The sequence below is a fragment of the Citrobacter portucalensis genome, from assembly GCF_002042885.1.
GTDB classification, from domain to species: Bacteria; Pseudomonadota; Gammaproteobacteria; order Enterobacterales; family Enterobacteriaceae; genus Citrobacter; species Citrobacter portucalensis.
This window is the reverse complement of record NZ_MVFY01000002.1, coordinates 359248-381225: the sequence shown is the minus strand read 5'-3', so window position 1 is coordinate 381225 and position 21978 is coordinate 359248. Positions and strand designations below refer to the sequence as shown.

22 protein-coding genes are annotated in these 21978 nt (G+C 54.8%); 12 read left to right on the top strand and 10 right to left on the bottom strand.

Annotation, left to right across the window (positions count from 1 at the left end):
* Positions 1 to 44: 44 nt before the first annotated feature.
* From srlA to gutQ, 7 genes are all read left to right on the top strand, one after another.
* Positions 45 to 608 (top strand): PTS glucitol/sorbitol transporter subunit IIC, encoded by a 564-nt coding sequence (srlA, locus tag BZK40_RS04500; RefSeq protein WP_003037339.1) that lies wholly within the window; start codon positions 45 to 47, stop codon positions 606 to 608.
* Positions 605 to 1576 carry a PTS glucitol/sorbitol transporter subunit IIB gene (gene srlE / locus BZK40_RS04495; RefSeq protein ID WP_008785620.1) on the top strand — a complete coding sequence of 324 codons (972 nt, stop codon included), beginning with the start codon at positions 605 to 607 and terminating at the stop codon, positions 1574 to 1576. The genes srlA and srlE overlap by 4 nt, the downstream gene beginning before the upstream one ends.
* A gap of 13 nt (positions 1577 to 1589) precedes the next feature.
* A complete protein-coding gene (srlB, locus tag BZK40_RS04490; RefSeq protein WP_079934231.1) occupies positions 1590 to 1952 on the top strand; it encodes a PTS glucitol/sorbitol transporter subunit IIA in 363 nt (120 codons plus the stop codon).
* A 17-nt stretch (positions 1953 to 1969) separates the two neighbouring features.
* Positions 1970 to 2749, top strand: a complete 780-nt coding sequence (srlD, locus tag BZK40_RS04485) for a sorbitol-6-phosphate dehydrogenase (protein WP_003037345.1) — start codon at positions 1970 to 1972, stop codon at positions 2747 to 2749.
* Between the two features lie 55 nt (positions 2750 to 2804).
* A complete protein-coding gene (gene gutM / locus BZK40_RS04480) occupies positions 2805 to 3164 on the top strand; it encodes a transcriptional regulator GutM (protein ID WP_079934230.1) in 360 nt (119 codons plus the stop codon).
* A 70-nt stretch (positions 3165 to 3234) separates the two neighbouring features.
* A complete protein-coding gene (srlR, locus tag BZK40_RS04475; protein WP_003037350.1) occupies positions 3235 to 4008 on the top strand; it encodes a glucitol operon DNA-binding transcriptional repressor SrlR in 774 nt (257 codons plus the stop codon).
* Positions 4001 to 4966 (top strand): arabinose-5-phosphate isomerase GutQ, encoded by a 966-nt coding sequence (gene gutQ / locus BZK40_RS04470; RefSeq protein WP_003825938.1) that lies wholly within the window; start codon positions 4001 to 4003, stop codon positions 4964 to 4966. Before srlR ends, gutQ begins: the two co-directional genes overlap by 8 nt.
* Here the strand turns inward: gutQ and norR are convergent.
* The gene (gene norR, locus BZK40_RS04465) at positions 4963 to 6483 is read right to left on the bottom strand and encodes a nitric oxide reductase transcriptional regulator NorR (protein ID WP_079934229.1); all 1521 of its coding nucleotides are present in this window, start codon (positions 6481 to 6483) and stop codon (positions 4963 to 4965) included. The two genes, gutQ and norR, sit on opposite strands and share 4 nt — an antisense overlap.
* 191 nt (positions 6484 to 6674) lie before the next feature.
* Between norR and norV the strand changes: the two genes are divergently transcribed.
* The gene (gene norV, locus BZK40_RS04460; protein ID WP_008785624.1) at positions 6675 to 8123 is read left to right on the top strand and encodes an anaerobic nitric oxide reductase flavorubredoxin; all 1449 of its coding nucleotides are present in this window, start codon (positions 6675 to 6677) and stop codon (positions 8121 to 8123) included.
* Positions 8120 to 9253 (top strand): NADH:flavorubredoxin reductase NorW, encoded by a 1134-nt coding sequence (gene norW, locus BZK40_RS04455; RefSeq protein WP_079934228.1) that lies wholly within the window; start codon positions 8120 to 8122, stop codon positions 9251 to 9253. Before norV ends, norW begins: the two co-directional genes overlap by 4 nt.
* Positions 9254 to 9414: 161 nt before the next feature.
* Here norW and hypF read toward each other — a convergent pair whose 3' ends face one another.
* The 3 genes from hypF to BZK40_RS04440 form a co-directional block, all read right to left on the bottom strand.
* Complete coding sequence (hypF, locus tag BZK40_RS04450) at positions 9415 to 11655, bottom strand: carbamoyltransferase HypF (RefSeq protein ID WP_079934227.1); 2241 nt, start codon at positions 11653 to 11655, stop codon at positions 9415 to 9417.
* A gap of 143 nt (positions 11656 to 11798) precedes the next feature.
* A complete protein-coding gene (hydN, locus tag BZK40_RS04445; RefSeq protein WP_003037366.1) occupies positions 11799 to 12344 on the bottom strand; it encodes an electron transport protein HydN in 546 nt (181 codons plus the stop codon).
* 145 nt (positions 12345 to 12489) lie between these two features.
* Complete coding sequence (locus BZK40_RS04440) at positions 12490 to 13503, bottom strand: LacI family DNA-binding transcriptional regulator (protein ID WP_079934226.1); 1014 nt, start codon at positions 13501 to 13503, stop codon at positions 12490 to 12492.
* Positions 13504 to 13767: 264 nt separating this feature from the next.
* Here BZK40_RS04440 and ascF point away from each other — a divergent pair, with 264 nt between their 5' ends.
* The 3 genes from ascF to BZK40_RS04425 all read left to right on the top strand — a co-directional run bounded on the left by ascF (position 13768) and on the right by BZK40_RS04425 (position 17081).
* Positions 13768 to 15222, top strand: a complete 1455-nt coding sequence (gene ascF / locus BZK40_RS04435) for a PTS cellobiose/arbutin/salicin transporter subunit IIBC (RefSeq protein WP_032944740.1) — start codon at positions 13768 to 13770, stop codon at positions 15220 to 15222.
* Positions 15223 to 15244: 22 nt separating this feature from the next.
* On the top strand, positions 15245 to 16669 hold the full coding sequence (locus BZK40_RS04430) for a 6-phospho-beta-glucosidase (RefSeq protein ID WP_079934277.1): 1425 nt from the start codon (positions 15245 to 15247) through the stop codon (positions 16667 to 16669).
* A gap of 172 nt (positions 16670 to 16841) precedes the next feature.
* On the top strand, positions 16842 to 17081 hold the full coding sequence (locus BZK40_RS04425) for a SymE family type I addiction module toxin (protein ID WP_008785630.1): 240 nt from the start codon (positions 16842 to 16844) through the stop codon (positions 17079 to 17081).
* 56 nt (positions 17082 to 17137) lie between these two features.
* Here BZK40_RS04425 and hycI read toward each other — a convergent pair whose 3' ends face one another.
* The 6 genes from hycI to BZK40_RS04395 are packed head-to-tail and all read right to left on the bottom strand — an operon-like array spanning position 17138 to position 21977.
* Entirely contained in the window at positions 17138 to 17608 is a 471-nt protein-coding gene (gene hycI / locus BZK40_RS04420; RefSeq protein WP_079934225.1) for a hydrogenase maturation peptidase HycI, read from the bottom strand.
* The gene (locus BZK40_RS04415) at positions 17601 to 18011 is read right to left on the bottom strand and encodes a formate hydrogenlyase maturation HycH family protein (RefSeq protein ID WP_003037385.1); all 411 of its coding nucleotides are present in this window, start codon (positions 18009 to 18011) and stop codon (positions 17601 to 17603) included. Before BZK40_RS04415 ends, hycI begins: the two co-directional genes overlap by 8 nt.
* Positions 18008 to 18775, bottom strand: a complete 768-nt coding sequence (gene hycG / locus BZK40_RS04410) for a formate hydrogenlyase subunit HycG (RefSeq protein ID WP_079934224.1) — start codon at positions 18773 to 18775, stop codon at positions 18008 to 18010. The genes BZK40_RS04415 and hycG overlap by 4 nt, the downstream gene beginning before the upstream one ends.
* A complete protein-coding gene (locus BZK40_RS04405; RefSeq protein WP_032944742.1) occupies positions 18775 to 19317 on the bottom strand; it encodes a formate hydrogenlyase complex iron-sulfur subunit in 543 nt (180 codons plus the stop codon). Before BZK40_RS04405 ends, hycG begins: the two co-directional genes overlap by 1 nt.
* Before the next feature lie 9 nt (positions 19318 to 19326).
* Entirely contained in the window at positions 19327 to 21036 is a 1710-nt protein-coding gene (gene hycE, locus BZK40_RS04400; protein ID WP_003037393.1) for a formate hydrogenlyase subunit HycE, read from the bottom strand.
* 17 nt (positions 21037 to 21053) lie between these two features.
* A complete protein-coding gene (locus BZK40_RS04395) occupies positions 21054 to 21977 on the bottom strand; it encodes a respiratory chain complex I subunit 1 family protein (protein WP_003825914.1) in 924 nt (307 codons plus the stop codon).
* Between the last annotated feature and the right edge of the window lies 1 nt (position 21978).

Sequence of the window (21978 nt, the reverse complement as noted above, 5' to 3'; positions counted from 1 at the left end):
GCCACCGTTTGGCAAGATAACTAAAATCCCTACAGGAGAGAATAATGATCGACACCATCACACTCGGTGCTGAGTGGTTTATCGGGCTGTTCCAGAAAGGCGGAGAAGTGTTTACCGGTATGGTGACCGGTATTCTTCCCCTGCTGATTAGCCTGCTGGTCATCATGAATGCGCTGATTAACTTTATCGGCCAGCAGCGTATTGAACGTTTTGCTCAGCGCTGCGCCGGAAATCCACTGTCCCGCTATTTGCTGCTGCCGTGCATCGGCACATTTGTATTTTGTAACCCGATGACGCTGAGTCTGGGTCGCTTTATGCCAGAAAAATACAAGCCCAGCTACTACGCCGCCGCCTCTTACAGTTGCCATTCCATGAACGGCTTATTCCCGCACATCAACCCCGGCGAACTCTTTGTCTATCTGGGGATCGCCAGCGGCCTGACCACGCTGGGGCTTCCGCTTGGCCCACTGGCGGTGAGCTACCTGCTGGTCGGTTTGGTGACTAACTTCTTCCGCGGCTGGGTGACCGATTTCACCACCACTATCTTCGAGAAAAAAATGGGCATTCAACTTGAACAGAAGGTGCATCTGGCGGGAGCAACATCATGACACGTATTCGTATTGAAAAAGGCACCGGCGGCTGGGGTGGCCCCCTTGAACTGGATGCCATTCCGGGCAAGAAAATTGTCTATATCACCGCAGGAACTCGCCCCGCAATAGTCGACAGGATAGCAAGCCTGACCGGTTGGCAGGCAGTTGATGGCTTCAAAGAGGGCGAGCCACCGGAGAACGAAATTGGTGTGGCGATCATCGACTGCGGCGGCACGCTGCGCTGTGGGATCTATCCCAAACGCCGTATACCGACGGTGAATATTCACGCTACGGGTAAATCCGGCCCGCTGGCTCAGTACATTGTCGAAGATATCTATGTCTCTGGCGTGAAAGAAGAAAACATCACGATTGTCGGCGAGGCATCCGCTGCGCCGCAACCTGCAAGCAGCACTATCGGTCGCGATTACGACACCAGTAAAAAGATTACCGAACAAAGCGACGGCCTGTTGGCAAAAGTGGGAATGGGCATGGGTTCAGCCGTTGCGGTTCTGTTCCAGTCCGGACGTGACACCATCGATACCGTCCTGAAAACTATTCTGCCATTTATGGCGTTCGTCTCGGCACTGATCGGCATCATTATGGCTTCGGGTCTGGGAGACTGGATTGCCCATGGACTCGCGCCGCTGGCCAGCCATCCGTTGGGACTGGTTACTCTGGCGCTGATCTGCTCTTTCCCGCTGCTGTCGCCTTTCCTCGGCCCCGGTGCGGTTATCGCCCAGGTTATCGGCGTGCTGATCGGTGTACAGATTGGTCTGGGGAACATTCCTCCGCATCTTGCACTACCTGCCCTGTTCGCCATTAACGCCCAGGCTGCATGTGACTTTATTCCGGTTGGGTTGTCGCTGGCCGAAGCGCGTCAGGACACTGTTCGCGTCGGCGTGCCATCCGTACTGGTGAGCCGTTTTCTGACCGGCGCACCTACCGTTCTCATCGCCTGGTTTGTTTCTGGCTTTATTTACCAATAAGGGGCATTCAAAAATGACCGTAATTTATCAAACCACCATTACCCGTATCGGCCAGAGCGCCCCGGATGCACTGTGCGACCAGATGCTGATTACCTTTCGTGAAGGCGCGCCAGCGGATATCGAAGAGTTTTGTTACATCCATTGCCACGGGGACCTGAACGGCTCTTTACAAGCAGGGATCCAGTTTGAACTGGGCCAGCACCACTACCCGGTCACAGCCGTTGGCAGCGTGGCGGAACAAAACTTACGTGAACTCGGGCATATCACCCTGCGCTTTGACGGGCAGAGCGAAGCGGAATTCCCCGGCACTGTACACGTTGCGGGCCCCGTCCCGGACGGTATCACCCCGGGCTGTATTTTGAAGTTTGTTGCTTAAGATTGAAGGAGATAAAAATGAATCAGGTTGCCGTTGTCATTGGTGGAGGCCAGACCCTGGGGGCATTCCTTTGCCGTGGGCTTGCGACAGAAGGATACCGCGTCGCGGTGGTGGATATTCAAAGCGATAAAGCTGCCAACGTCGCGCAAGAAATTAACGCCGAGTTTGGCGAAGGTACCGCGTACGGTTTTGGCGCAGATGCCACCAGCGAACAGAGCGTGCTGGCGCTGTCGCGCGGAGTGGATGAAATATTCGGTCGTGTCGATCTGCTGGTTTACAGTGCGGGTATCGCTAAAGCCGCGTTTATCAGCGACTTTCAGCTTGGGGATTTCGACCGCTCGCTGCAGGTCAATCTGGTCGGCTACTTCCTCTGTGCTCGTGAATTTTCACGCCTGATGATCCGCGATGGCGTGCAGGGACGCATTATCCAGATCAACTCAAAATCAGGGAAAGTGGGCAGCAAACACAATTCAGGCTACAGCGCGGCAAAATTTGGCGGCGTGGGCTTAACCCAGTCGCTGGCGCTGGATCTGGCGGAGTACGGGATCACCGTACATTCGCTGATGCTCGGCAACCTACTGAAATCACCAATGTTTCAGTCGTTATTACCGCAATATGCGACCAAGCTGGGCCTTAAGCCAGACGAAGTGGAGCAGTACTACATTGATAAGGTTCCGCTTAAACGCGGCTGCGATTATCAGGACGTACTGAACATGCTGCTGTTTTACGCCAGTCCAAAAGCCTCTTACTGCACCGGGCAGTCCATCAACGTGACCGGCGGTCAGGTGATGTTTTAATGTTGAATTGCCGGATGGCGGCTGCGCTTATCCGGCAAAATCAAAGGAGTACATAATGGTTTCCGCACTGATTACCGTCGCCGCTATCGCCTGGTGCCTGCAACTGGCGCTTGGTGGCTGGCAAATATCCCGCTTTAACCAGGCGTTCGATCAACTCTGCCAGCAAGGTCGGGTTGGTGTTGGTCGCTCCGGTGGGCGTTTTAAACCGCGCGTGGTGGTAGCCATTGCGCTGGATGAGCAGCAACGGGTGACCGACACGTTATTTATGAAAGGTCTTACGGTATTCGCCCGACCAGGCAAAATTGCCACGATAATGGGCAAACATCTTGATGATTTACAGCCTGATGTGATCTTTCCCCATGATCCGTTATCACAGAATGCACTATCATTGGCGCTTAAACTGAAACATGGGTAATTTCGTTGTGAATGCTAATAGCTTGCGAAATTATCATTTTGCAACTTATTAAGTCAGGGTAATCACGCCTATGAAACCTCGTCAGCGTCAGGCTGCCATACTGGAGCATCTGCAAAAGCAGGGCAAATGCTCGGTTGAAGAACTGGCCCACTACTTTGACACGACCGGCACGACCATTCGCAAAGACCTGGTCATTCTGGAAAATGCCGGAACCGTCATTCGTACCTATGGCGGTGTGGTATTAAATAAAGACGAATCCGACCCGCCAATCGATCACAAAACGCTAATCAATACGCATAAAAAAGAGCAGATTGCCGAAGCCGCCGTCCGTTTTATACACGATGGCGACTCTATTATTCTGGATGCGGGTAGCACCGTACTGCAGATGGTGCCGATGCTCACGCGCTTTAGCAACATCACCGTCATGACCAACAGTCTGCACATTGTTAACGCCCTTTCGGAGCTGGACAACGAGCAAACTATCCTGATGCCCGGCGGGACCTTTCGCAAAAAATCTGCGTCATTTCACGGTCAGCTGGCAGAAAACGCCTTTGAGCAGTTCAGCTTTGATAAACTCTTTATGGGCACCGACGGCATTGACCTCAATGCCGGCGTGACCACCTTTAATGAGGTGTTTAGCGTCAGTAAAGCGATGTGCAATGCCGCTCGCGAAGTGATTCTGATGGCTGACTCGTCAAAATTTGGGCGCAAAAGCCCTAATGTTGTATGCAGTCTGGAAAGCGTCGACAAGCTGATTACCGATGCGGGCATCGACCCTGCGTTTCGTCAGGCGCTGGAAGCAAAAGGGATTGAAGTGATCATAACCGGAGAAACCAATGAGTGATGCACTACTGAACGCGGGCCGTCAGACGTTAATGCTGGAACTACAGGAAGCCAGCCGACTGCCAGAACGCCTGGGCGATGATTTTGTCCGCGCCGCCAATACGATTATCCACTGTGAAGGCAAAGTCATTGTCTCCGGTATTGGTAAATCAGGTCATATTGGCAAAAAAATTGCGGCGACCCTCGCCAGTACCGGCACGCCCGCCTTTTTTGTGCATCCGGCGGAAGCGCTGCACGGCGACTTAGGGATGATCGAAAGCCGTGATGTCATGCTGTTTATCTCCTACTCCGGCGGTGCGAAAGAGCTGGATCTCATCATCCCACGCCTGGAAGACAAATCCGTCGCACTGCTGGCAATGACCGGAAAACCGACCTCACCGTTGGGTCTGGCAGCCAAAGCCGTGCTGGATATTTCCGTTGAGCGCGAAGCCTGTCCGATGCGCCTGGCACCGACGTCCAGCACCGTAAATACGTTGATGATGGGCGACGCGCTGGCGATCGCCGTAATGCAGGCGCGCGGCTTTAACGAAGAAGATTTTGCCCGCTCACATCCGGCAGGTGCGCTGGGCGCTCGTCTGTTAAATAAAGTGCATCATCTGATGCGCCGTGACGATGCCATACCTCAGGTGAAGCTCACCACCAGCGTTATGGACGCGATGCTGGAACTCAGCCGCACGGGTCTTGGCCTGGTCGCGGTCTGCGACGACCAGTCACTGGTGAAAGGGGTCTTTACCGACGGTGACCTGCGCCGCTGGCTGGTTGGCGGCGGAGCGCTCACCACCCAGGTTAGCGAAGCTATGACTCAGAATGGCATTACGCTGCAGGCGCAGAGCCGCGCGATTGACGCCAAAGAGATCCTGATGAAGCGTAAAATCACTGCCGCACCGGTGGTCGATGAAAACGGTAAACTCACCGGTGCTATCAACCTGCAGGATTTCTATCAGGCCGGTATTATCTAATCCTTCAGACCCAGACGTTTCGCCAGCCGGTGCAGGTTGGCAACGTCTGTTTCCAGCGCCCGCGCACTTGCCGCCCAACTGTGATTATTTTGCGCCAGTGCCCGGCGGATCATCTCCCGCTGGAACGACTCTGTTGCTTCACGCAGATTGTGATGTTGTGGGATCTCCGCAACAACTTCCGCCACCTGCGGAGCCGGACCTTCATCCTGCAAGGCAAAATGCTGCGCCTCCAGCACCACTTCATCCCCTGCCCTGGTAGCCCGGGCCAGAACAACCGCCCGGTGAATGGCATGTTCCAGCTCGCGCACGTTTCCGGGCCAGCCGTAATTCAGCAGATGGCTACGCGCACCGGGGCTTAGCACCACGCGGGAAAGACCCAGCCGCAGTCGGCATTGCTCGCAAAAATAGCCGGCCAGCAGCACCACATCTTCGCCGCGCTCACGAAGAGGCGGTACAAAAAGGGGGAAGACGCTCAGACGGTGGAACAAATCCGCGCGGAAATTCCCGGCCAGCACCTCTTCGCGTAAATCACGGTTCGTTGCCGCCAGCACCCGCACATCCACGCGCAGGCTGCGATCGTCACCCACGCGCTGAATATCGCCGTACTGCAATACGCGCAGCAGCTTAGCCTGTAGCGCCAGCGAGAGTTCGCCTATCTCGTCGAGAAACAGCGTCCCATTGTCGGCCATTTCAAACTTACCGCTACGATTGCTGATAGCCCCGGTAAACGCGCCTTTTACGTGACCAAACAGCTCACTTTCGGCTACGGTTTCCGGCAACGCCGCGCAGTTCAGATACACCAGTGGATTCACCGCGCGCGGCGAACCTTCATGGATAGCTTTAGCCACCAGCTCCTTCCCGGTTCCTGTTTCGCCGCTAATCAGCACGTTGAGATCGGACCCCGCCACAATCTCAATTTCTTTTTTCAACTGCATCATATTGGGCGACAGGCCAATCATCTGGGTTTCCGTCACCTGCTCAAAGTTGGTTGACGAACCTGGCAGCATATTCTGGCTTTCCAGTTGTTCAATCAGCAGCGCATTGCTCAGCGCACCCGCCGCCAGCGCGGCAATCAGCCTAAGCTCCTCATCGCTGAAAACATCGAACTGATCGGGCTCCATGCCATCCAGGGTTAACGCACCAATCAAATTTTGACCGGCGAACAACGGCAGCCCAATACAGGCATGCACCTTCAGACTCTCCTGCCCCGGAATCAGACCATCATATGGGTCTGGCAAATCGCTGTCGGCAGGGAAACGAACCACGTCTCCAGCGCGGGCAATCGCCTCCAGACGCGGATGCCCTTCCAGAGTAAAGCGTCTGCCGAGAACATCCTGCGCCAGCCCATCGATCGCCAGCGGAATAAACTGTCGCGACTCATAGCGCAGCAGTGCCGACGCGTCGCACTCCAGCACCTGACGCAAAGTGGTTATCAGACGTTGAAAACGGTCCTGATGTCCAATACCGCTTTGTAATTCAATGGCGATGCCCGCCAGCACGTCTACGGAAAAGCTCATGACTACCTCATTGTCATTTTGACAATTCATATTGTCATATTGACAATAAAATGAATAGTCATTTTGACTACCACTTAATAAGCAGAAAACAATAAAACCATTAAAATCAAAAAGATAAAAAGTTGGCACGCAACCTGCAATAAGCAAAACATCTTTTTTAGAAAAACGCTGAATTAATTACTGAGGTTGCTATGTCTATTCTGGTTAAAAATAACATTCATTGGGTTGGCCAACGTGACTGGGAAGTTCGTGATTTCCACGGGACTGAATACAAAACGCTGCGCGGCAGCAGCTACAACAGCTATCTCATCCGTGAAGAAAAAAATGTCCTGATCGATACAGTAGACCACAAGTTTAGCCGTGAATTCGTACAGAATCTGCGCAGTGAAATTGACCTCGCGGATATCGACTACATCATCATTAACCATGCGGAAGAAGACCATGCCGGGGCGCTGACTGAACTGATGTCCTGCATCCCGGACACGCCGATTTACTGCACAGCCAACGCCATTGACTCCATCAACGGGCATCACCATCACCCGGAGTGGAATTTCAACGTGGTGAAAACCGGTGATTCACTGGACATTGGAAACGGCAAACAGCTGATCTTCGTTGAAACGCCAATGCTGCACTGGCCTGACAGCATGATGACCTACATGACCGGCGACGCGGTGCTGTTCAGTAACGACGCCTTCGGCCAGCACTACTGCGACGAACGTCTGTTTAACGACGAAGTTGACCAGACCGAACTGTTCGAACAGTGCCAGCGTTACTACGCCAACATTCTGACGCCGTTCAGCCGTCTGGTTACACCGAAAATTACTGAGATCCTCGGCTTCAACCTGCCTGTCGATATGATTGCTACTTCCCACGGCGTGGTATGGCGCGACAACCCGACGCAAATCGTGGAAATGTACCTGAAATGGGCGGCGGATTATCAGGAAGACCGCATCACCATTTTCTACGACACCATGTCCAACAACACCCGCATGATGGCGGACGCCATAGCCCAGGGCATCAACGAAGTTGACCCGAACGTGGCAGTGAAAATCTTTAACGTCGCCCGTAGCGATAAGAACGAAGTTCTGACTAACGTCTTCCGCTCTAAAGGCGTGCTGGTCGGTACTTCGACGATGAACAACGTGATGATGCCAAAAATCGCCGGTTTGGTGGAAGAGATGACCGGCCTGCGTTTTCGTAACAAACGCGCCAGCGCCTTTGGCTCACACGGCTGGAGCGGCGGCGCAGTAGACCGTTTGTCTACGCGTTTGCAGGATGCTGGTTTCGAAATGTCGCTGAGCCTGAAGGCGAAATGGCGTCCGGACCTGGATGCACTGGAACTATGCCGCCAGCACGGCCGTGAAATCGCGCGTCAGTGGGCGCTTGCGCCACTGCCGGAAACAACCGTGAAAGCCGCATCCAAAGAAGAAGAATGCGCTTGCGCCGCTGCGGCTGCCGCCGATCTTGGACCTAGCATGCAGTGCAGCGTGTGCCAGTGGATTTACGACCCGGCAAAAGGTGAACCGCTGCAGGATGTCGCGCCGGGAACACCGTGGAGCGACGTGCCGGATAACTTCCTGTGCCCGGAATGTTCATTAGGTAAAGACGTCTTCGACGTCCTGGCAACGGAGGCAAAATGAGCCGCGGAATTGTCATTATTGGTTCGGGCTTCGCCGCCCGCCAGTTAGTCAAAAATATCCGTAAGCAGGATGCAAATGTCCCGCTGACCCTGATTGCTGCGGACAGCATGGATGAGTACAACAAGCCCGATCTCAGCCATGTTATCAGTCAGTCACAGCGTGCAGACGACCTCACCCGCCAGTCGGCGGGGGAGTTTGCCGAACAGTTTAATTTGCGTCTGTTTCCGCACACCTGGGTAACCGACATCGATGCTGATGCCCACGTAGTGAAAAGCCAGGATCAGCAGTGGCAGTACGACAAACTGGTGCTGGCGACAGGCGCGTCAGCCTTTGTACCGCCGGTTACCGGACGTGAGTTAATGCTCACATTGAACAGCCAACAAGAGTATCGCGCTTGTGAAACACAGCTGCGTGATGCCCAGCGGGTACTGATTGTCGGCGGCGGCTTGATTGGCAGTGAACTGGCGATGGATTTCTGTCGTGCCGGTAAAGCGGTAACGCTTATCGACAACGCCGCCAGCATTCTGGCTTCGCTGATGCCGCCGGAAGTCAGCAGTCGCTTACAGCATCGTCTGACCGATATGGGCGTACACCTGCTGTTGAAATCACAGCTTCAGGGGCTGGAGAAAACGGCGTCAGGTATTTGTGCCACGCTCGATCGTAGCCGCAGCGTAGAAGTCGATGCGGTGATCGCCGCCACCGGTTTACGCCCGGAGACCGCACTGGCGCGTCGTGCCGGATTGAACATCAATCGTGGCGTCTGCGTCGATAGCTACCTGCAAACCAGCCACCCGGACATTTTTGCTCTCGGCGACTGTGCGGAGATTAACGGTCAGGTGCTCCCGTTCCTGCAGCCGATTCAGCTGAGCGCCATGTATCTGGCGAAAAACCTGCTCGGCGGCAATGCGCCATTGAAACTGCCAGCCATGCTGGTAAAAGTCAAAACGCCAGAACTGCCTCTGCATTTGGCCGGGGAAACCCAGCGCCGCGATCTAAACTGGCACATCGCCGCCGAAGCGCAGGGAATGGTTGCCAGAGGGATGAACGACGAGGGCCAGCTGTGTGCGTTTGTCGTCAGTGAAGACCGCATGAAAGAGGCCTTTGCGCTGCTGAAAACGTTGCCTGTGTAAGTCTGGGATGCCGGATGGTGCCGCTTCGCGTCTTACCCGGCCTGCGACTTTGCCCGGCAACGCTGCTACTGATTTATTAACCTCACGCACATGGATGTGCGTTGCCACTTGTCGGTATGCCCCGACATGTTTTTCTTGCCCCGCCAGTCCCGGGGCTTTTTTTATTTTTGCGCCAACGCTCGCGCTGCGGCAATCACGCCCTGCCCCAATGACAACCCGCCGTCGCCCGCCGGTAAACGCTGCGGGAACAGTAAGGTAAAATCACGCAGATAAAACGCCAGACGGGCCGACAATAAGCGGTTATGCATCACGCCACCGCTAAATACTAACGTCTTAATCCCGCGCGCTTCGGCCTGCATTCGCATCAGAGTGGCAAACCCACGCGCCAGCGCGTCGTGAAACGCCCACGCCCTTTCTGCTGGTTTGGCCTGCCAGTTCAGCCATTGCTGCCAAAAAACTGCTAAGTCCAGCTGATTGTCATCAAGCGGCACCGTGACTGGGTGATCAACGCCATCACATTGCGATGCCATCGCCTCAAGCGCACAGGCCGCTTCACCTTCATAACTCAATGATTCCGGTGCACATTGCAACGCGGCGGCAACGGCATCAAACAGTCGTCCGCACGATGACGCCAGCGGAGCGTTAACTCCTCGTTCAATAGCGCGCGCCAGTACGTTCCAGTTTTGATGTTGCAGCACCGATGTTTCCGGATAACGCTGCCAGTCAGGAACAAAACGCAGGCACTGCGCGAGCAGATTACGCCACGGCTGTTTTGCCGCCAGATCGCCGCCCGCCAGCGCTACCGCCGGTAAGCCGCCAAGGTGTTCGCATTCACGATAGTTAACTCGCAAACACTCCCCACCCCACAGCGCGCCGTTTTCCCCCATACCGATACCGTCTAGCGTCAGGGCAATCACATCACCGCCATTGAGCGGCCAGCCGTGCTCCGCAAGACACGCAGCGGCATGCGCATGGTGATGCAGCACCGTTTCAGTTGGCAGCTCCATTTCACTGGCCCATTGGCTGGAAACATAGCCAGGGTGTGCATCATGCACGATACGCTGCGGCGTAAAGTCATAAATGTTCTGGATCAGGCGTAGCGCATCACGCCACTGTTGCTGAATACCGTCATCGCTAAGATCGCCCAAATGCTGGCTGATAACCGCCTGCTCGCCGCGCACCAGACAGAAAGTATTTTTCAGATCAGCACCTAAGCACAGCATCGGCGGCACGTCGCGAAATCCTGGTGGTAGTGCGACCGCATCCGGCACATAACCTCGGGAACGACGCAGCATTTCCCCACTGTCACGCACCACGGAGTCATCCATCCGCTGCACAATTTCGCGATTATGCAGCAGGAAACCGTCGGCAATGTCATGTAAATCTTCCAGCGCCTGGGCGTTAGTAATGGCCGGAGGCCTGCCGCTGAGGTTGCCAGAGGTCATCACCAGCGGACAATTCATCTCTTGTAAGAGTAAATGCTGTAACGGATTCGCTGGCAGCATGACGCCAACCTCCGTTAACCCCGGCGCAATGCCCTCGCTCAATGCAGCGACATAGCGTTTCTGCACCAGCACGATCGGCGCAGCAGGGGTAGTCAGCAAACGACGAGCGGGTTCAGGCAATCCCTCATCAGAGGGCAGCATCACTGCCAGAGGTTTCGCCGGACGGTGTTTGCGCAGCCTGAGTAGCGCTACGGCGTTATCATTTCGCGCATCGCACACCAGATGAAACCCACCAATGCCTTTAACCGCCACAATACCGCCTGCTTTCAGCCGCGATACCGCCGCCTGCAGCGCCACTTCTTTCTCCGCTCGCTCACCCGCACAGAACCACTCCAGATGAGGGCCGCATGCCGGACAAGCCACTGGCTGGGCGTGGAATCGACGGTCGTACGGATCGCGATACTCTTTGTCACATTGCGCGCAGAGTGGGAATGACGCCATTACGGTAAACGGACGATCGTAGGGCATGGCGCGAATAATCGTAAAACGCGGACCACAGTGGGTGCAGTTGATAAAGGGGTAGCGGTAACGACGTTCGCCGGGGGTGTTCATTTCAACAAGGCATTCGGGACAGGTCGCGGCGTCCGGAACGATTTGCGTATTCATCGTACCGCCAGCACTTTGACGAATCGAGAAATCGGCAGGCTGCTGCGTCCAGGCGAATGGTTCGCTCTCAACGCTGTCAATGCGCGCCAGCGGTGGGCAGTGTTGATGCAACTGCGCAATAAATTCCGCCGGATCTTCCTGTAAGCGCACAACCACACCGTCACCGTCGTTACACACATCGCCATGCAGTTGTAAGCGCTGCGCCAGTTGCCAGACGTAGGGGCGAAATCCGACGCCCTGTACTTTGCCGCGAATACGCAGCTGTACGCCGGAGTGGTTGTTTATTGTCATTAAGTCGTTCCCGCAGTCATCTATCCCGGTTTGCCTGATGGCGCTACGCTTATCAGGCCTACGTGGATGCGAACAGTAGGCCGGATAAGGCAAAGCCGCCATCCGGCATAAGTACTACCGTATTTTACGCGGATTTTCAGCTATCAGAACAGCAAAGATGCGGTGGAATCCAGCGCGGCGCGACGACGTTTTTCCGCGCTCAGTTGCTCAAGCTTATTGCGATCCACATATATCAGTGCGTGAGTCGGGCACACTTCCATACAGGCAGGACCGGCCTCACGATGGTGGCACAGGTCGCACTTATTGGCTTCAGCTTTTTCTGCACGGACGTTCAGACCTGCGCCGCTGTTACGCACGACCGGACGCACGACCACTTCCATTGCGCCGTAAGGACAAGCCACAACGCAGGTTTTACAGCCAATGCAGCGTTCCTGCATTACGTGGACAAAACCTTTATCACGGCTGATCGCACCGTTCGGACAGACGTTAGCGCACGGCGCGTCTTCGCACTGGCGGCACAGCGTCGCCGTGGAGACATTAACACCTTTGATGACGTGAATGCGGGGTAAAAAGGTTTCAGGGGTCAGCGATGCGCAGTCCTGGTTATCCTGATGGGATACCACGCAGGCCACTTCACAGGTACGGCAACCAATGCATTTATTGGCGTCTGCAATGATGAAACGGTTCATCAATTTCTCCAGCAATGACAGAATATCTGCCGAAGCATACACAAATCGTGCCAGAATTTAATTTGCTGTTTTTAAAGGAATTTAATTCTGAAGAACGCAAAAAGGGCGTGTCATCGTCACTAGTGACGATGACAAATGACAGCTGTCAGCGCGAAACGGGCGGCGCAACTGAGTCGCGCGCAATGAGTTCACCGGTGAAGGTCTTTGACGGCGTAAACGCCCCGTCACCTAACATAAAGATCAGGCGCCCAATCGTTTCCTGAATCATTTCTGTTACCGGGATTTTAACGCTGGAAAGCGCCGGAATAGTGTATGGCGCGAGGGCGATATCATCAAAGCCAATCACCGACACCTGTGCGGGAACGCTCACACCATGCTCGTGCAACTGCTTCATCGCGCCGATCGCCATATCGTCATTGCTGGCCACCAATGCGGTAAAATTGACCTTGCGCGAAAGCAAAGTATCCACACCCGCTGCGCCGCAGGCTGGCGTCCATTTCCCTTTAACAATCAGATCATTATTTAGCGCGATCCCATGATGTGCCAGCGCGTCTTTATAGCCTGAAAGTCGCTCCACGCCGGTTGGCGAATCCATCGAGCCGGTAATAAAACCAATCTCTTTATGCCCGGCGGCAATGAGCTGGGTAACGGCGTTAAAGCTGGTCTGCTTTTGATCGCACCATACGCTATGGCTACTGTTTTTCCGCAGGCGTCGATTAAGCACCATAATCGGCTGGCTGTGGGCATCGATGATGTCATCTATCTCATCCACGCTGAGAAAACGCGGATAAATCATAATCGCGTCACAGCGCAGGTCGAGCAGGTACTGGATCGCCTGGCGCTCTTCCTCAGCGCTATGCTTACCGTCAGCCAGTAACAGCTGGCGCCCTTTATCTTCCGCCATCCGCGCGGTATGAAACAGCAGTTCGCTGAAATAGACGCCGTGATAAAGGGTGTTTGTTACCACCAGACCCAGTGTCTGCGTGGTTTTCGCCGCGAGACTGCGCGCCAGCAAATTTGGACGGTAACCACTCTCTTCAATGGCCTGAAACACGCGGTCTTTGGTTTCCTGGCTGACATAGCCGTTTCCGGAAAGCACCCGGGAAACCGTCGCTTTCGACACTCCGGCACGCTTCGCCACCTCCAGCATCGTGGTCATATTACTCATCCCTTTTCTCTCAATGTGACGCAGTGTACTGCACCGTTTTGCCGCTGTCCTTGCTGCTAAATCGCAGACGCTGACATCTGGTGATCGGAGTCACAATTACAAAAATTGATCAAAATTAAATCTTGATCAGTTAATACAATTTAAACATTATTTTGTGGAACCGGTTTCCTATCTGCGTTTCATCAACCCAGAAAAGCGACCCACGTAAACGGATAAAAAATAACGTACTCTACTGATAAAACAGGATTAAATCCGATGTCCAAGAATTATGCAGCGCTGGCGCGCTCCGTTGTGACGGCTCTGGGAGGCGTCGACAACATAACAGCAGTGACCCACTGTATGACCCGTTTGCGTTTCGTTATCAAAGATGACTCGCAGGTCGACAGCGCAACGCTGAAAACCCTCACTGGCGTGCTGGGCGTGGTGCGCAACGAGAACCAATGTCAGGTGATTATCGGCAACACCGTTTCGCAGGCATATCGTGAAGTGGTCAGCCTGTTGCCTGCCAACATGCAGCCTGCTGAGCCGCAAATCAAACCCCGACTGACGCTGAAGCGGATTGGCGCGGGGATCCTTGATGCGCTGATCGGCACAATGTCGCCGTTGATCCCGGCGATTATCGGCGGATCAATGCTCAAGCTGCTGGCGATGGTTCTGGAAATGACCGGCGTGCTGGTGAAAGGATCGTCCACGCTCACCATTCTGACCGTCATTGGCGACGGTGCATTCTTCTTCCTGCCGCTGATGGTCGCCGCGTCGGCCGCTATCAAATTCAAAACCAACATGTCGCTGGCTATCGCCATCGCGGGCGTACTGGTGCATCCCAGCTTTATCGACCTGATGGCGAAGGCCGCGCAGGGTGAGCACGTTGAGTTTGCCCTGATCCCAGTGACGGCGGTGAAATACACCTACACAGTAATCCCAGCGCTGGTCATGACCTGGTGCTTGTCATACATCGAACGTTGGGTCGATCGTATAACTCCGGCGGTGACCAAAAACTTCCTCAAACCGATGCTGATCGTGCTGATCGCCGCCCCGCTCGCCATCGTCATCATTGGCCCGATCGGTATCTGGATCGGTAGCGCGATTTCAGCGCTGGTCTATACCATCCACGGCTATCTCGGCTGGCTGTCAGTGGCCATTATGGGCGCGCTGTGGCCGCTGCTGGTAATGACCGGTATGCACCGTGTCTTTACGCCAACCATTATTCAGACCATTGCCGAAACCGGAAAAGAAGGCATGGTGATGCCATCGGAAATTGGCGCCAATTTGTCGTTAGGTGGTTCATCGCTGGCAGTGGCATGGAAAACCAAAAACCCGGAGCTGCGCCAGACGGCGTTAGCGGCCGCCGCCTCAGCCATCATGGCGGGCATTTCCGAACCCGCGCTGTATGGCGTGGCAATCCGCCTGAAACGTCCGCTGATTGCGAGCCTTATCAGCGGTTTTATCTGCGGTGCTGTTGCTGGAATGGCCGGGCTTGCAAGCCACTCCATGGCGGCTCCAGGTCTGTTCACCAGCGTCCAGTTTTTCGATCCGGCCAATCCGATGACCATCGTTTGGGTATTTGGCGTGATGGCGCTGGCGGTAGTGCTTTCTTTTGTACTAACGCTGATTCTCGGCTTTGAAGATATTCCTGTCGAAGATGCAGCCGCGCAGGCCAGAAAAAACCAGGCCGCACAACCGGGCAATATCAATGGAGCCAGCATTTGACTGGTACGAACTGAGGTTAATTATGTCTGTTTTTCCGCAAGGATTTTTATGGGGCGGCGCACTGGCCGCCAACCAATCTGAAGGGGCATACCGGGAAGGCGGCAAAGGGCTGACTACCGTCGATATGATCCCCCACGGCACACACCGCATGCCCGTCAAACTGGGTCAGGAAAAGCGCTTTACGCTGCGGGATGACGAATTTTATCCCAGCCATCAGGCGATCGACTTTTATCATCGCTATAAAGAAGATATCGCGCTGATGGCGGAAATGGGGTTTACGGTTTTTCGTACTTCCATTGCCTGGAGCCGCCTCTACCCTAACGGCGACGAGCTGACGCCGAATGAAGACGGAATTGCGTTTTATCGGGCCGTGTTTGCCGAGTGTAAAAAATACGGTATTGAGCCATTAGTCACGCTGTGTCACTTCGATGTACCTATGCATCTGGTCACCGAGTACGGCTCCTGGCGTAACCGCAAAATGGTGGAGTTCTTTACCCGCTACGCCCGTACCTGCTTCGAGGCCTTTGACGGTCTGGTGAAGTACTGGCTGACGTTCAACGAAATCAACATCATGCTGCACAGCCCCTTTTCAGGCGCCGGGCTGGTATTTGAAGAAGGTGAAAATCAGGATCAGGTAAAATATCAGTCCGCTCACCACGAACTGATAGCCAGCGCCCTGGCGACTAAAATAGCCCATGAAATTAATCCGCAAAACCAGGTCGGTTGTATGCTGGCTGGCGGTAATTTTTATCCTTACTCGTGTAAGCCGGAAGATGTGTGGACCGCACTGGAAAAAGACCGTGAAAACCTGTTCTTCATTGATGTGCAGGCGCGCGGGGCCTACCCGGCATACTCTGCCCGCGTTTTTCGCGAAAAAGGCGTGGTAATCGAAAAAGCCCCGGAAGATGACGACATCCTGAAAAACACCGTCGATTTCGTCTCTTTCAGCTATTACGCATCGCGCTGCGCCTCCGCTGAAATGAACACGGGCAATACCAGCGCTGCCAACGTGGTGAAGTCGCTGCGTAATCCGTACATTCCCGCCAGTGAATGGGGCTGGGGCATCGATCCGCTCGGCCTGCGCATCACCATGAATATGATGTATGACCGCTACCAGAAGCCGCTGTTTCTGGTGGAAAACGGGCTGGGAGCGAAAGATGAAATTGATGCTAACGGTGAGATCAATGACGACTATCGCATCAGCTATTTACGCGAACATATTCGCGCCATGGCAGACGCGATTGAAGATGGCGTGCCGCTGATGGGTTACACCTCCTGGGGCTGTATCGATCTGGTTTCAGCCTCAACCGGTGAGATGAGCAAACGCTACGGTTTTGTATATGTGGACCGCGATGACGCGGGCAACGGCACGCTGGCACGTACACGCAAGAAATCATTCTGGTGGTACAAAAAAGTCATCGCCAGTAACGGTGCCGATCTGGCATGACGAATCTGCCGGAGGGGGTTACAGCCTTCCGGCAGAAGTGCTTATTTTCATTTCATTTATTACATTCCAGATTTGGAATCGTCCTTCCAGTTTCAGGTTTGCCCTCCCCCTTTTTTACTGGCATTTTATTCAGTAGTTTTTAATCCTGGCCATTCACCACAAGGAAGCGTGCATGTTTGATAAAAAGGGCAAAACAGCGGTGGCAATCACCAAACCGGTACGTCGCTTGAAAGTCAGCTATGTCAGAAAACGCCATGAAGATCCAAAAACGGGTTATACCCGACGAATCAGTCGTCACGCCTCACTCACGCTGAACGGCGACTGGCTGGAACAAGCTGGATTTCCGACCGGTACAGCAGTGAATGTATCAGTGATGCAGGGGAAATTAATTATTGAGCAGGCAATTGAATGACGAGGATACACTGGGAAAACAGGCCGGATGTCGTTCACATCCGGCACTGATACGGTTTACTCTTCTGGTGCTTCCAGCTCGGAGAATCCACCGTGTCCTTCCCAACCGGCTAATCGCTGATAGACGGTATCAACCGCATCTTTGATCGGCTGTGTCATCGGGTAGTAAAAACCGACGATGTCCGGTTGAACGCCGAGGAAAATTACCTCACCAACATCGTCTTTCAGCTGATCTACCAGATAGTTCAGCGGCATGTTGTGGGTGGTCATCATGAACATTTCGGCAATATCATCCGGGTCGATAATGCGGATTTCACCAGGGTTTAACCCCATGTCGGTGGCATCCACAATCAACAGACGCTGCGGGCACAATTCACGGATCGCGACAATATCGTTCTCCGGCGCGCTACCGCCGTCGATGACAACCCAGTTGCCTTGAGGATTTGCAGCACACATTTCAGCCAGCAGCGGGCCCGCGCCGTCATCGCCCATCATGCTGTTACCCACACATAATAAAACGTCAGTCACGGTGTCTCCTCACCATCAGATAGATGGCGCTTTCCTGGTGTATGTCGTGCAGCATGCTAAGCATCAGCTTGCTCCACTCCTGCTGCTGCGGGGTCTGCACGGCACGCGCATCATCGAACGCGCGCGCCAGCATTTGCACATGGTTGAAATCGATAACGATCTCGCCGTATTTCGGCACGCCTTCCATTTTCCGGCGGGCTTCGCTTCCCTCAGCAAGGGTAGCAATCCATGCCAGATATTCGTCCCATGGACAAGTTAACGCCGCTTCCAGGCAATCGATGATCCCAAGGTGGTGACCAATCGCCAGGCTGTAATAGACAACCTGCTGCGCCTCAGCAGGCGTCGCATCGTTCTCATCAATAAACTTACGGCTCAGTTGACTGAACACCACCGTTTCACTCATCGGATACGCGCCTCTTCGACAACATGATTAAGATGCGTGACGATCTCGGTCAGACGCGGATCGTTTTCCGCTTCCAGCCAGCGCGCCACCTGATGCTCGCCCTGCCCTAACTGCGTCATATAGTCATCAGCAATCTGGCGACCATAGCGGTATCCCGCCAGACGGCGAGCCTCGCGATCCACCTTCACGCGCAGCGGCTGAACCATGTTCGGATGCAGAATTTCCGCCGGCTGTTCGTCCAGTTCACCCGGCGCACGCGCGTGAATTTTTTGCTCCAGCAGACCCAGCGCCATGGCAAAACCATACAGCGTTGCCGCAGGCGTCGGCGGACAACCTGGAATATACACGTCCACCGGTACGATTTTGTCCGTGCCGCCCCATACGCAGTATAAGTCGTGGAAGATACCGCCGCTGTTACCGCAGGCACCGTAAGAGATACAAATTTTCGGATCTGGCGCAGAATGCCAGGCACGCAGCGCCGGAGAGCGCATGGCACGGGTTACCGCGCCGGTAAACAGCAGAATATCCGCATGGCGCGGTGACGGGACGACTTTGATGCCAAAACGTTCGGCATCAAACAGCGGAGAAAGCGTAGCAAAGATTTCGATTTCGCAACCGTTGCAGCCGCCGCAGTCCACGCGGTAAACATACGCTGAACGCTTGATGCTTTTCAGCAGCGATGCTTTCATGCTGGCAATGGATTCATCCACCGTCATCGGTACCGGAATACCGTTGGCGTCACGTGGGCCTAATAAATTGCTCATCAGCTGGCCTCTTTCATATGGCGAGTCAGTTCAATACGGTCAGACGGCACCAGGCATTTCTGGCGCTTACAGTCCGGGCAGGTCTCAAAGCTTTCACGGTGGTTTTCCGCGCGGGTATCACCGTTGTGCTTAAGCAGCGCAATGGCGTAATCAATCTCTTTTTGCACCGCAAACGGACGGTTACATACGCGGCAATTGCACAGCGCAAAACGAGACTGCTGCAGGAAATCATCTTTCTTCCACACCGCCAGCTCATACTCCTGCGACAGCTTGATTGCCGCTGTCGGGCAGACTTCTTCGCAGCGGGCGCAGAAAATGCAGCGCCCAAGGTTGAACTGCCACGCCAGCTCATTGGTGACCAGATCGGTTTCTACCGTCAGCGCGTTCGACGGGCACGCGTTCACACAGGCCGCACAGCCGATGCACTGCTGCGGATTATGTTCCGGTTTGCCACGGAAGTTTTTATCGACCGCAATCGGCTCCAGCGGATACGACGACGTCGGTGCCCCGGTTTTGATGACTTTTTTGATAAAGGTAAACATGGCGATTCCTTATTTCAGCGGCGAGTTTTTACGCTCGATGCTGTAGCGCTCAAGTTCTTTGTACGGCACGACTTTGCTCTTCTTCTTACGCACATCAACCACAGTCATACGGTCAGTACAGGAGTAGCAAGGATCGAGGCTACCGATAATCAGCGGGGCATCGGAAACGGTATTGCCACGCAGCATGTAGCGCAGCGTCGGCCAGTTGGCGTAAGTCGCCGCACGGCAGCGCCAGCGATACAGTTTCTGGTTGTCGCCGGTCATGCTCCAGTGGATGTCATCTCCACGCGGCGCTTCAGCAAAGCCCAGTGCGAAACGGTGAGGAATATAGGTAAAGCCTTCCACCATCAGCGGACCGCCCGGCAGGTTGTCCAGACCAAAGTCGATCATATTCAGCGCGGTGTAGACTTCATTAATACGGACTTTCAGGCGAGAAATAACGTCGCAGCCCTGCTCGCTGTGAACTTCCATCGGCAGCAGACCATAGCCGACAAACGGGTGATCAGCGCGGGTGTCACGCGCGTGGCCGCTGGCGCGAACCATCGGGCCGACGTTACTGAAGTCACGGGCAATTTCCGGATCAAGACGACCAATACCAACGGTACGCTGTTCCATGTTCGGCGTGCTGAGCAGCATATCGACCAATTCCTGCACGTCACGACGCATCTGCTGCGCCAGTTGACGGGTCTGGATCATATCTTCTTTCAGCAGATCACGACGGATACCGCCGATCAGGTTCAGACCGTAGGTTTTACGTGCCCCAGTGAGGATCTCCGCCATCTTCATCGACGTTTCACGCACGCGGAAGAACTGCATAAAGCCGGAGTCAAAACCGGTGAAGTGACAGGCCAGGCCGAGGTTGAGCAGGTGCGAGTGCAGACGCTCAACTTCCAGCAGAATAGCGCGGATCATCTGCGCACGTTCCGGCACCACGATGCCCATCGCATTCTCAACGGAGGTGGTATAAGCGGTGCTATGCGCAAAGCCGCAGATGCCGCACACGCGATCTGACAGGAACGTCACTTCGTTGTAACCCATGCGGGTTTCCGCCAGTTTCTCCATGCCGCGGTGGACATAGAACAGACGGTAATCGGCGTCGATGATGTTCTCACCGTCAACAAACAGGCGGAAGTGACCGGGTTCATCGGAGGTGACGTGCAACGGGCCAATCGGCACCACGTTATTTTTCTTGTCGCCCAGTTCGTTGATGAACTCGTAGGTTTCAGCATCGGTAGTCGGCGCCGGGCGCTGACGATAATCCATGCTGTCTTTACGCAGCGGATAGAGTTCGTCCGGCCAGTCATCCGGTAACACCAGACGGCGCTCATCCGGTAAACCAACCGGGATCAAACCGTACATGTCGCGCACTTCACGCTCGCCCCAGACCGCTGCTGGAACGCGCGGCGTGACGGACGGGAACTCCAGTTTATTGGCATCGACTTCAACGCGGACGGTTATCCAGCACTTGGTGCCCTGCTCCATCGACATCACGTAATAAACGGCGTAATGACCGCACAGCTGACGTTCGTCGTTACCAAACAGCACGGATAACCAGCCGCCCTGTTTGTAGTACAGGAACTCCACCACTTCCGGCAGGTAGTTCACCTTGACGGTGATCGTCAGCTGATCTTTGGTCTGCCAGGCTTCATCCAGCACCACGCCCGGAAAGGCCTGGTGCAGCGCAGCGAGATATTGTTGACCTAATTTTTCTTCAGACATGCTCAAACTCTCTTAAATCACGCCACCAGCAAGGAGACGAACGCTAAAAACGCAAACCCAAAACCGGCCCAGGTCACGCGTGAAGTGGCGCAAAAACGCAGACGCGCCATGCTGTTTTCGAACAGGGCGATGACCAGCACGCCGAGGACCAGCTTGACGACGGCAATCACCAGCGCCAGCAGCAGTCCACCGGCGGTGAAGGTTTCCATCTGTCCCCACGGCAGGAACACGCCAACGAACATTTGCAGAACGACCAGCTGTTTGAGGCTAATGCCCCACTTCAGCACGGCAAAACCGCTGCCGCTGTATTCAGTCAATGGACCTTCCTGCAGCTCCTGCTCTGCTTCCGCCAGATCGAACGGCAGTTTGCCCATTTCGATAAAAGTGGCGAAAGCACAGGCGCACAGTGCCAGAATCAGCGGGATGCTGCGCGCAGCAGGCCAGTGGTAAATGGTATCGGCGATATTGCTGATATGGGTTGAACCCGCAACCTGTGCCGCTACCCACAGCCCCAGCAGCAGGATAGGTTCAACCAGCACGCCGAGCATCGCTTCACGGCTGGCGCCAATGGCGGTAAACGGGCTACCGGTATCCAGTCCCGCGATAGAAAAGAAGAAACGGGCGATGGCGAACAGGTAAATTAAGGTGATCAGATCGCCCAGTTGTGGCAGCGGCGAGCCAACGGTCACTACCGGCAACGCAGTGGCGATAGTCAGCATCACGCCCACCATCACAAACGGCGTCAGGCGGAAAACCCAGCTGGAATCCGCAGGCGCAATGCTCTGACGGCCCAACAGTTTGATAATGTCGCGGTATTCCTGCAAAACGCCCGGACCGCGGCGATTGTGCAAACGCGCACGCGCCACGCGGGTAACACCGGACAGCAGCGGCGCAACGGCAAACAGCACCAGCGCCTGAATTAACGGATATAAAACACTCATT

Coding starts and splice junctions, on each gene's coding strand:
- ascF (WP_032944740.1), top strand. CDS start 13,768: ATGTCCAAGAATTATGCAGCGCTGGCGCGCTCCGTTGTGACGGCTCTG.
- BZK40_RS04405 (WP_032944742.1), bottom strand. CDS start 19,317: ATGTTTACCTTTATCAAAAAAGTCATCAAAACCGGGGCACCGACGTCG.
- srlB (WP_079934231.1), top strand. CDS start 1,590: ATGACCGTAATTTATCAAACCACCATTACCCGTATCGGCCAGAGCGCC.
- hydN (WP_003037366.1), bottom strand. CDS start 12,344: ATGAACCGTTTCATCATTGCAGACGCCAATAAATGCATTGGTTGCCGT.
- srlD (WP_003037345.1), top strand. CDS start 1,970: ATGAATCAGGTTGCCGTTGTCATTGGTGGAGGCCAGACCCTGGGGGCA.
- gutQ (WP_003825938.1), top strand. CDS start 4,001: ATGAGTGATGCACTACTGAACGCGGGCCGTCAGACGTTAATGCTGGAA.
- norV (WP_008785624.1), top strand. CDS start 6,675: ATGTCTATTCTGGTTAAAAATAACATTCATTGGGTTGGCCAACGTGAC.
- srlA (WP_003037339.1), top strand. CDS start 45: ATGATCGACACCATCACACTCGGTGCTGAGTGGTTTATCGGGCTGTTC.
- srlE (WP_008785620.1), top strand. CDS start 605: ATGACACGTATTCGTATTGAAAAAGGCACCGGCGGCTGGGGTGGCCCC.
- hycG (WP_079934224.1), bottom strand. CDS start 18,775: ATGAGCAATTTATTAGGCCCACGTGACGCCAACGGTATTCCGGTACCG.
- norR (WP_079934229.1), bottom strand. CDS start 6,483: ATGAGCTTTTCCGTAGACGTGCTGGCGGGCATCGCCATTGAATTACAA.
- BZK40_RS04430 (WP_079934277.1), top strand. CDS start 15,245: ATGTCTGTTTTTCCGCAAGGATTTTTATGGGGCGGCGCACTGGCCGCC.
- srlR (WP_003037350.1), top strand. CDS start 3,235: ATGAAACCTCGTCAGCGTCAGGCTGCCATACTGGAGCATCTGCAAAAG.
- BZK40_RS04425 (WP_008785630.1), top strand. CDS start 16,842: ATGTTTGATAAAAAGGGCAAAACAGCGGTGGCAATCACCAAACCGGTA.
- BZK40_RS04415 (WP_003037385.1), bottom strand. CDS start 18,011: ATGAGTGAAACGGTGGTGTTCAGTCAACTGAGCCGTAAGTTTATTGAT.
- BZK40_RS04395 (WP_003825914.1), bottom strand. CDS start 21,977: ATGAGTGTTTTATATCCGTTAATTCAGGCGCTGGTGCTGTTTGCCGTT.
- gutM (WP_079934230.1), top strand. CDS start 2,805: ATGGTTTCCGCACTGATTACCGTCGCCGCTATCGCCTGGTGCCTGCAA.
- hycE (WP_003037393.1), bottom strand. CDS start 21,036: ATGTCTGAAGAAAAATTAGGTCAACAATATCTCGCTGCGCTGCACCAG.
- hypF (WP_079934227.1), bottom strand. CDS start 11,655: ATGACAATAAACAACCACTCCGGCGTACAGCTGCGTATTCGCGGCAAA.
- norW (WP_079934228.1), top strand. CDS start 8,120: ATGAGCCGCGGAATTGTCATTATTGGTTCGGGCTTCGCCGCCCGCCAG.
- BZK40_RS04440 (WP_079934226.1), bottom strand. CDS start 13,503: ATGACCACGATGCTGGAGGTGGCGAAGCGTGCCGGAGTGTCGAAAGCG.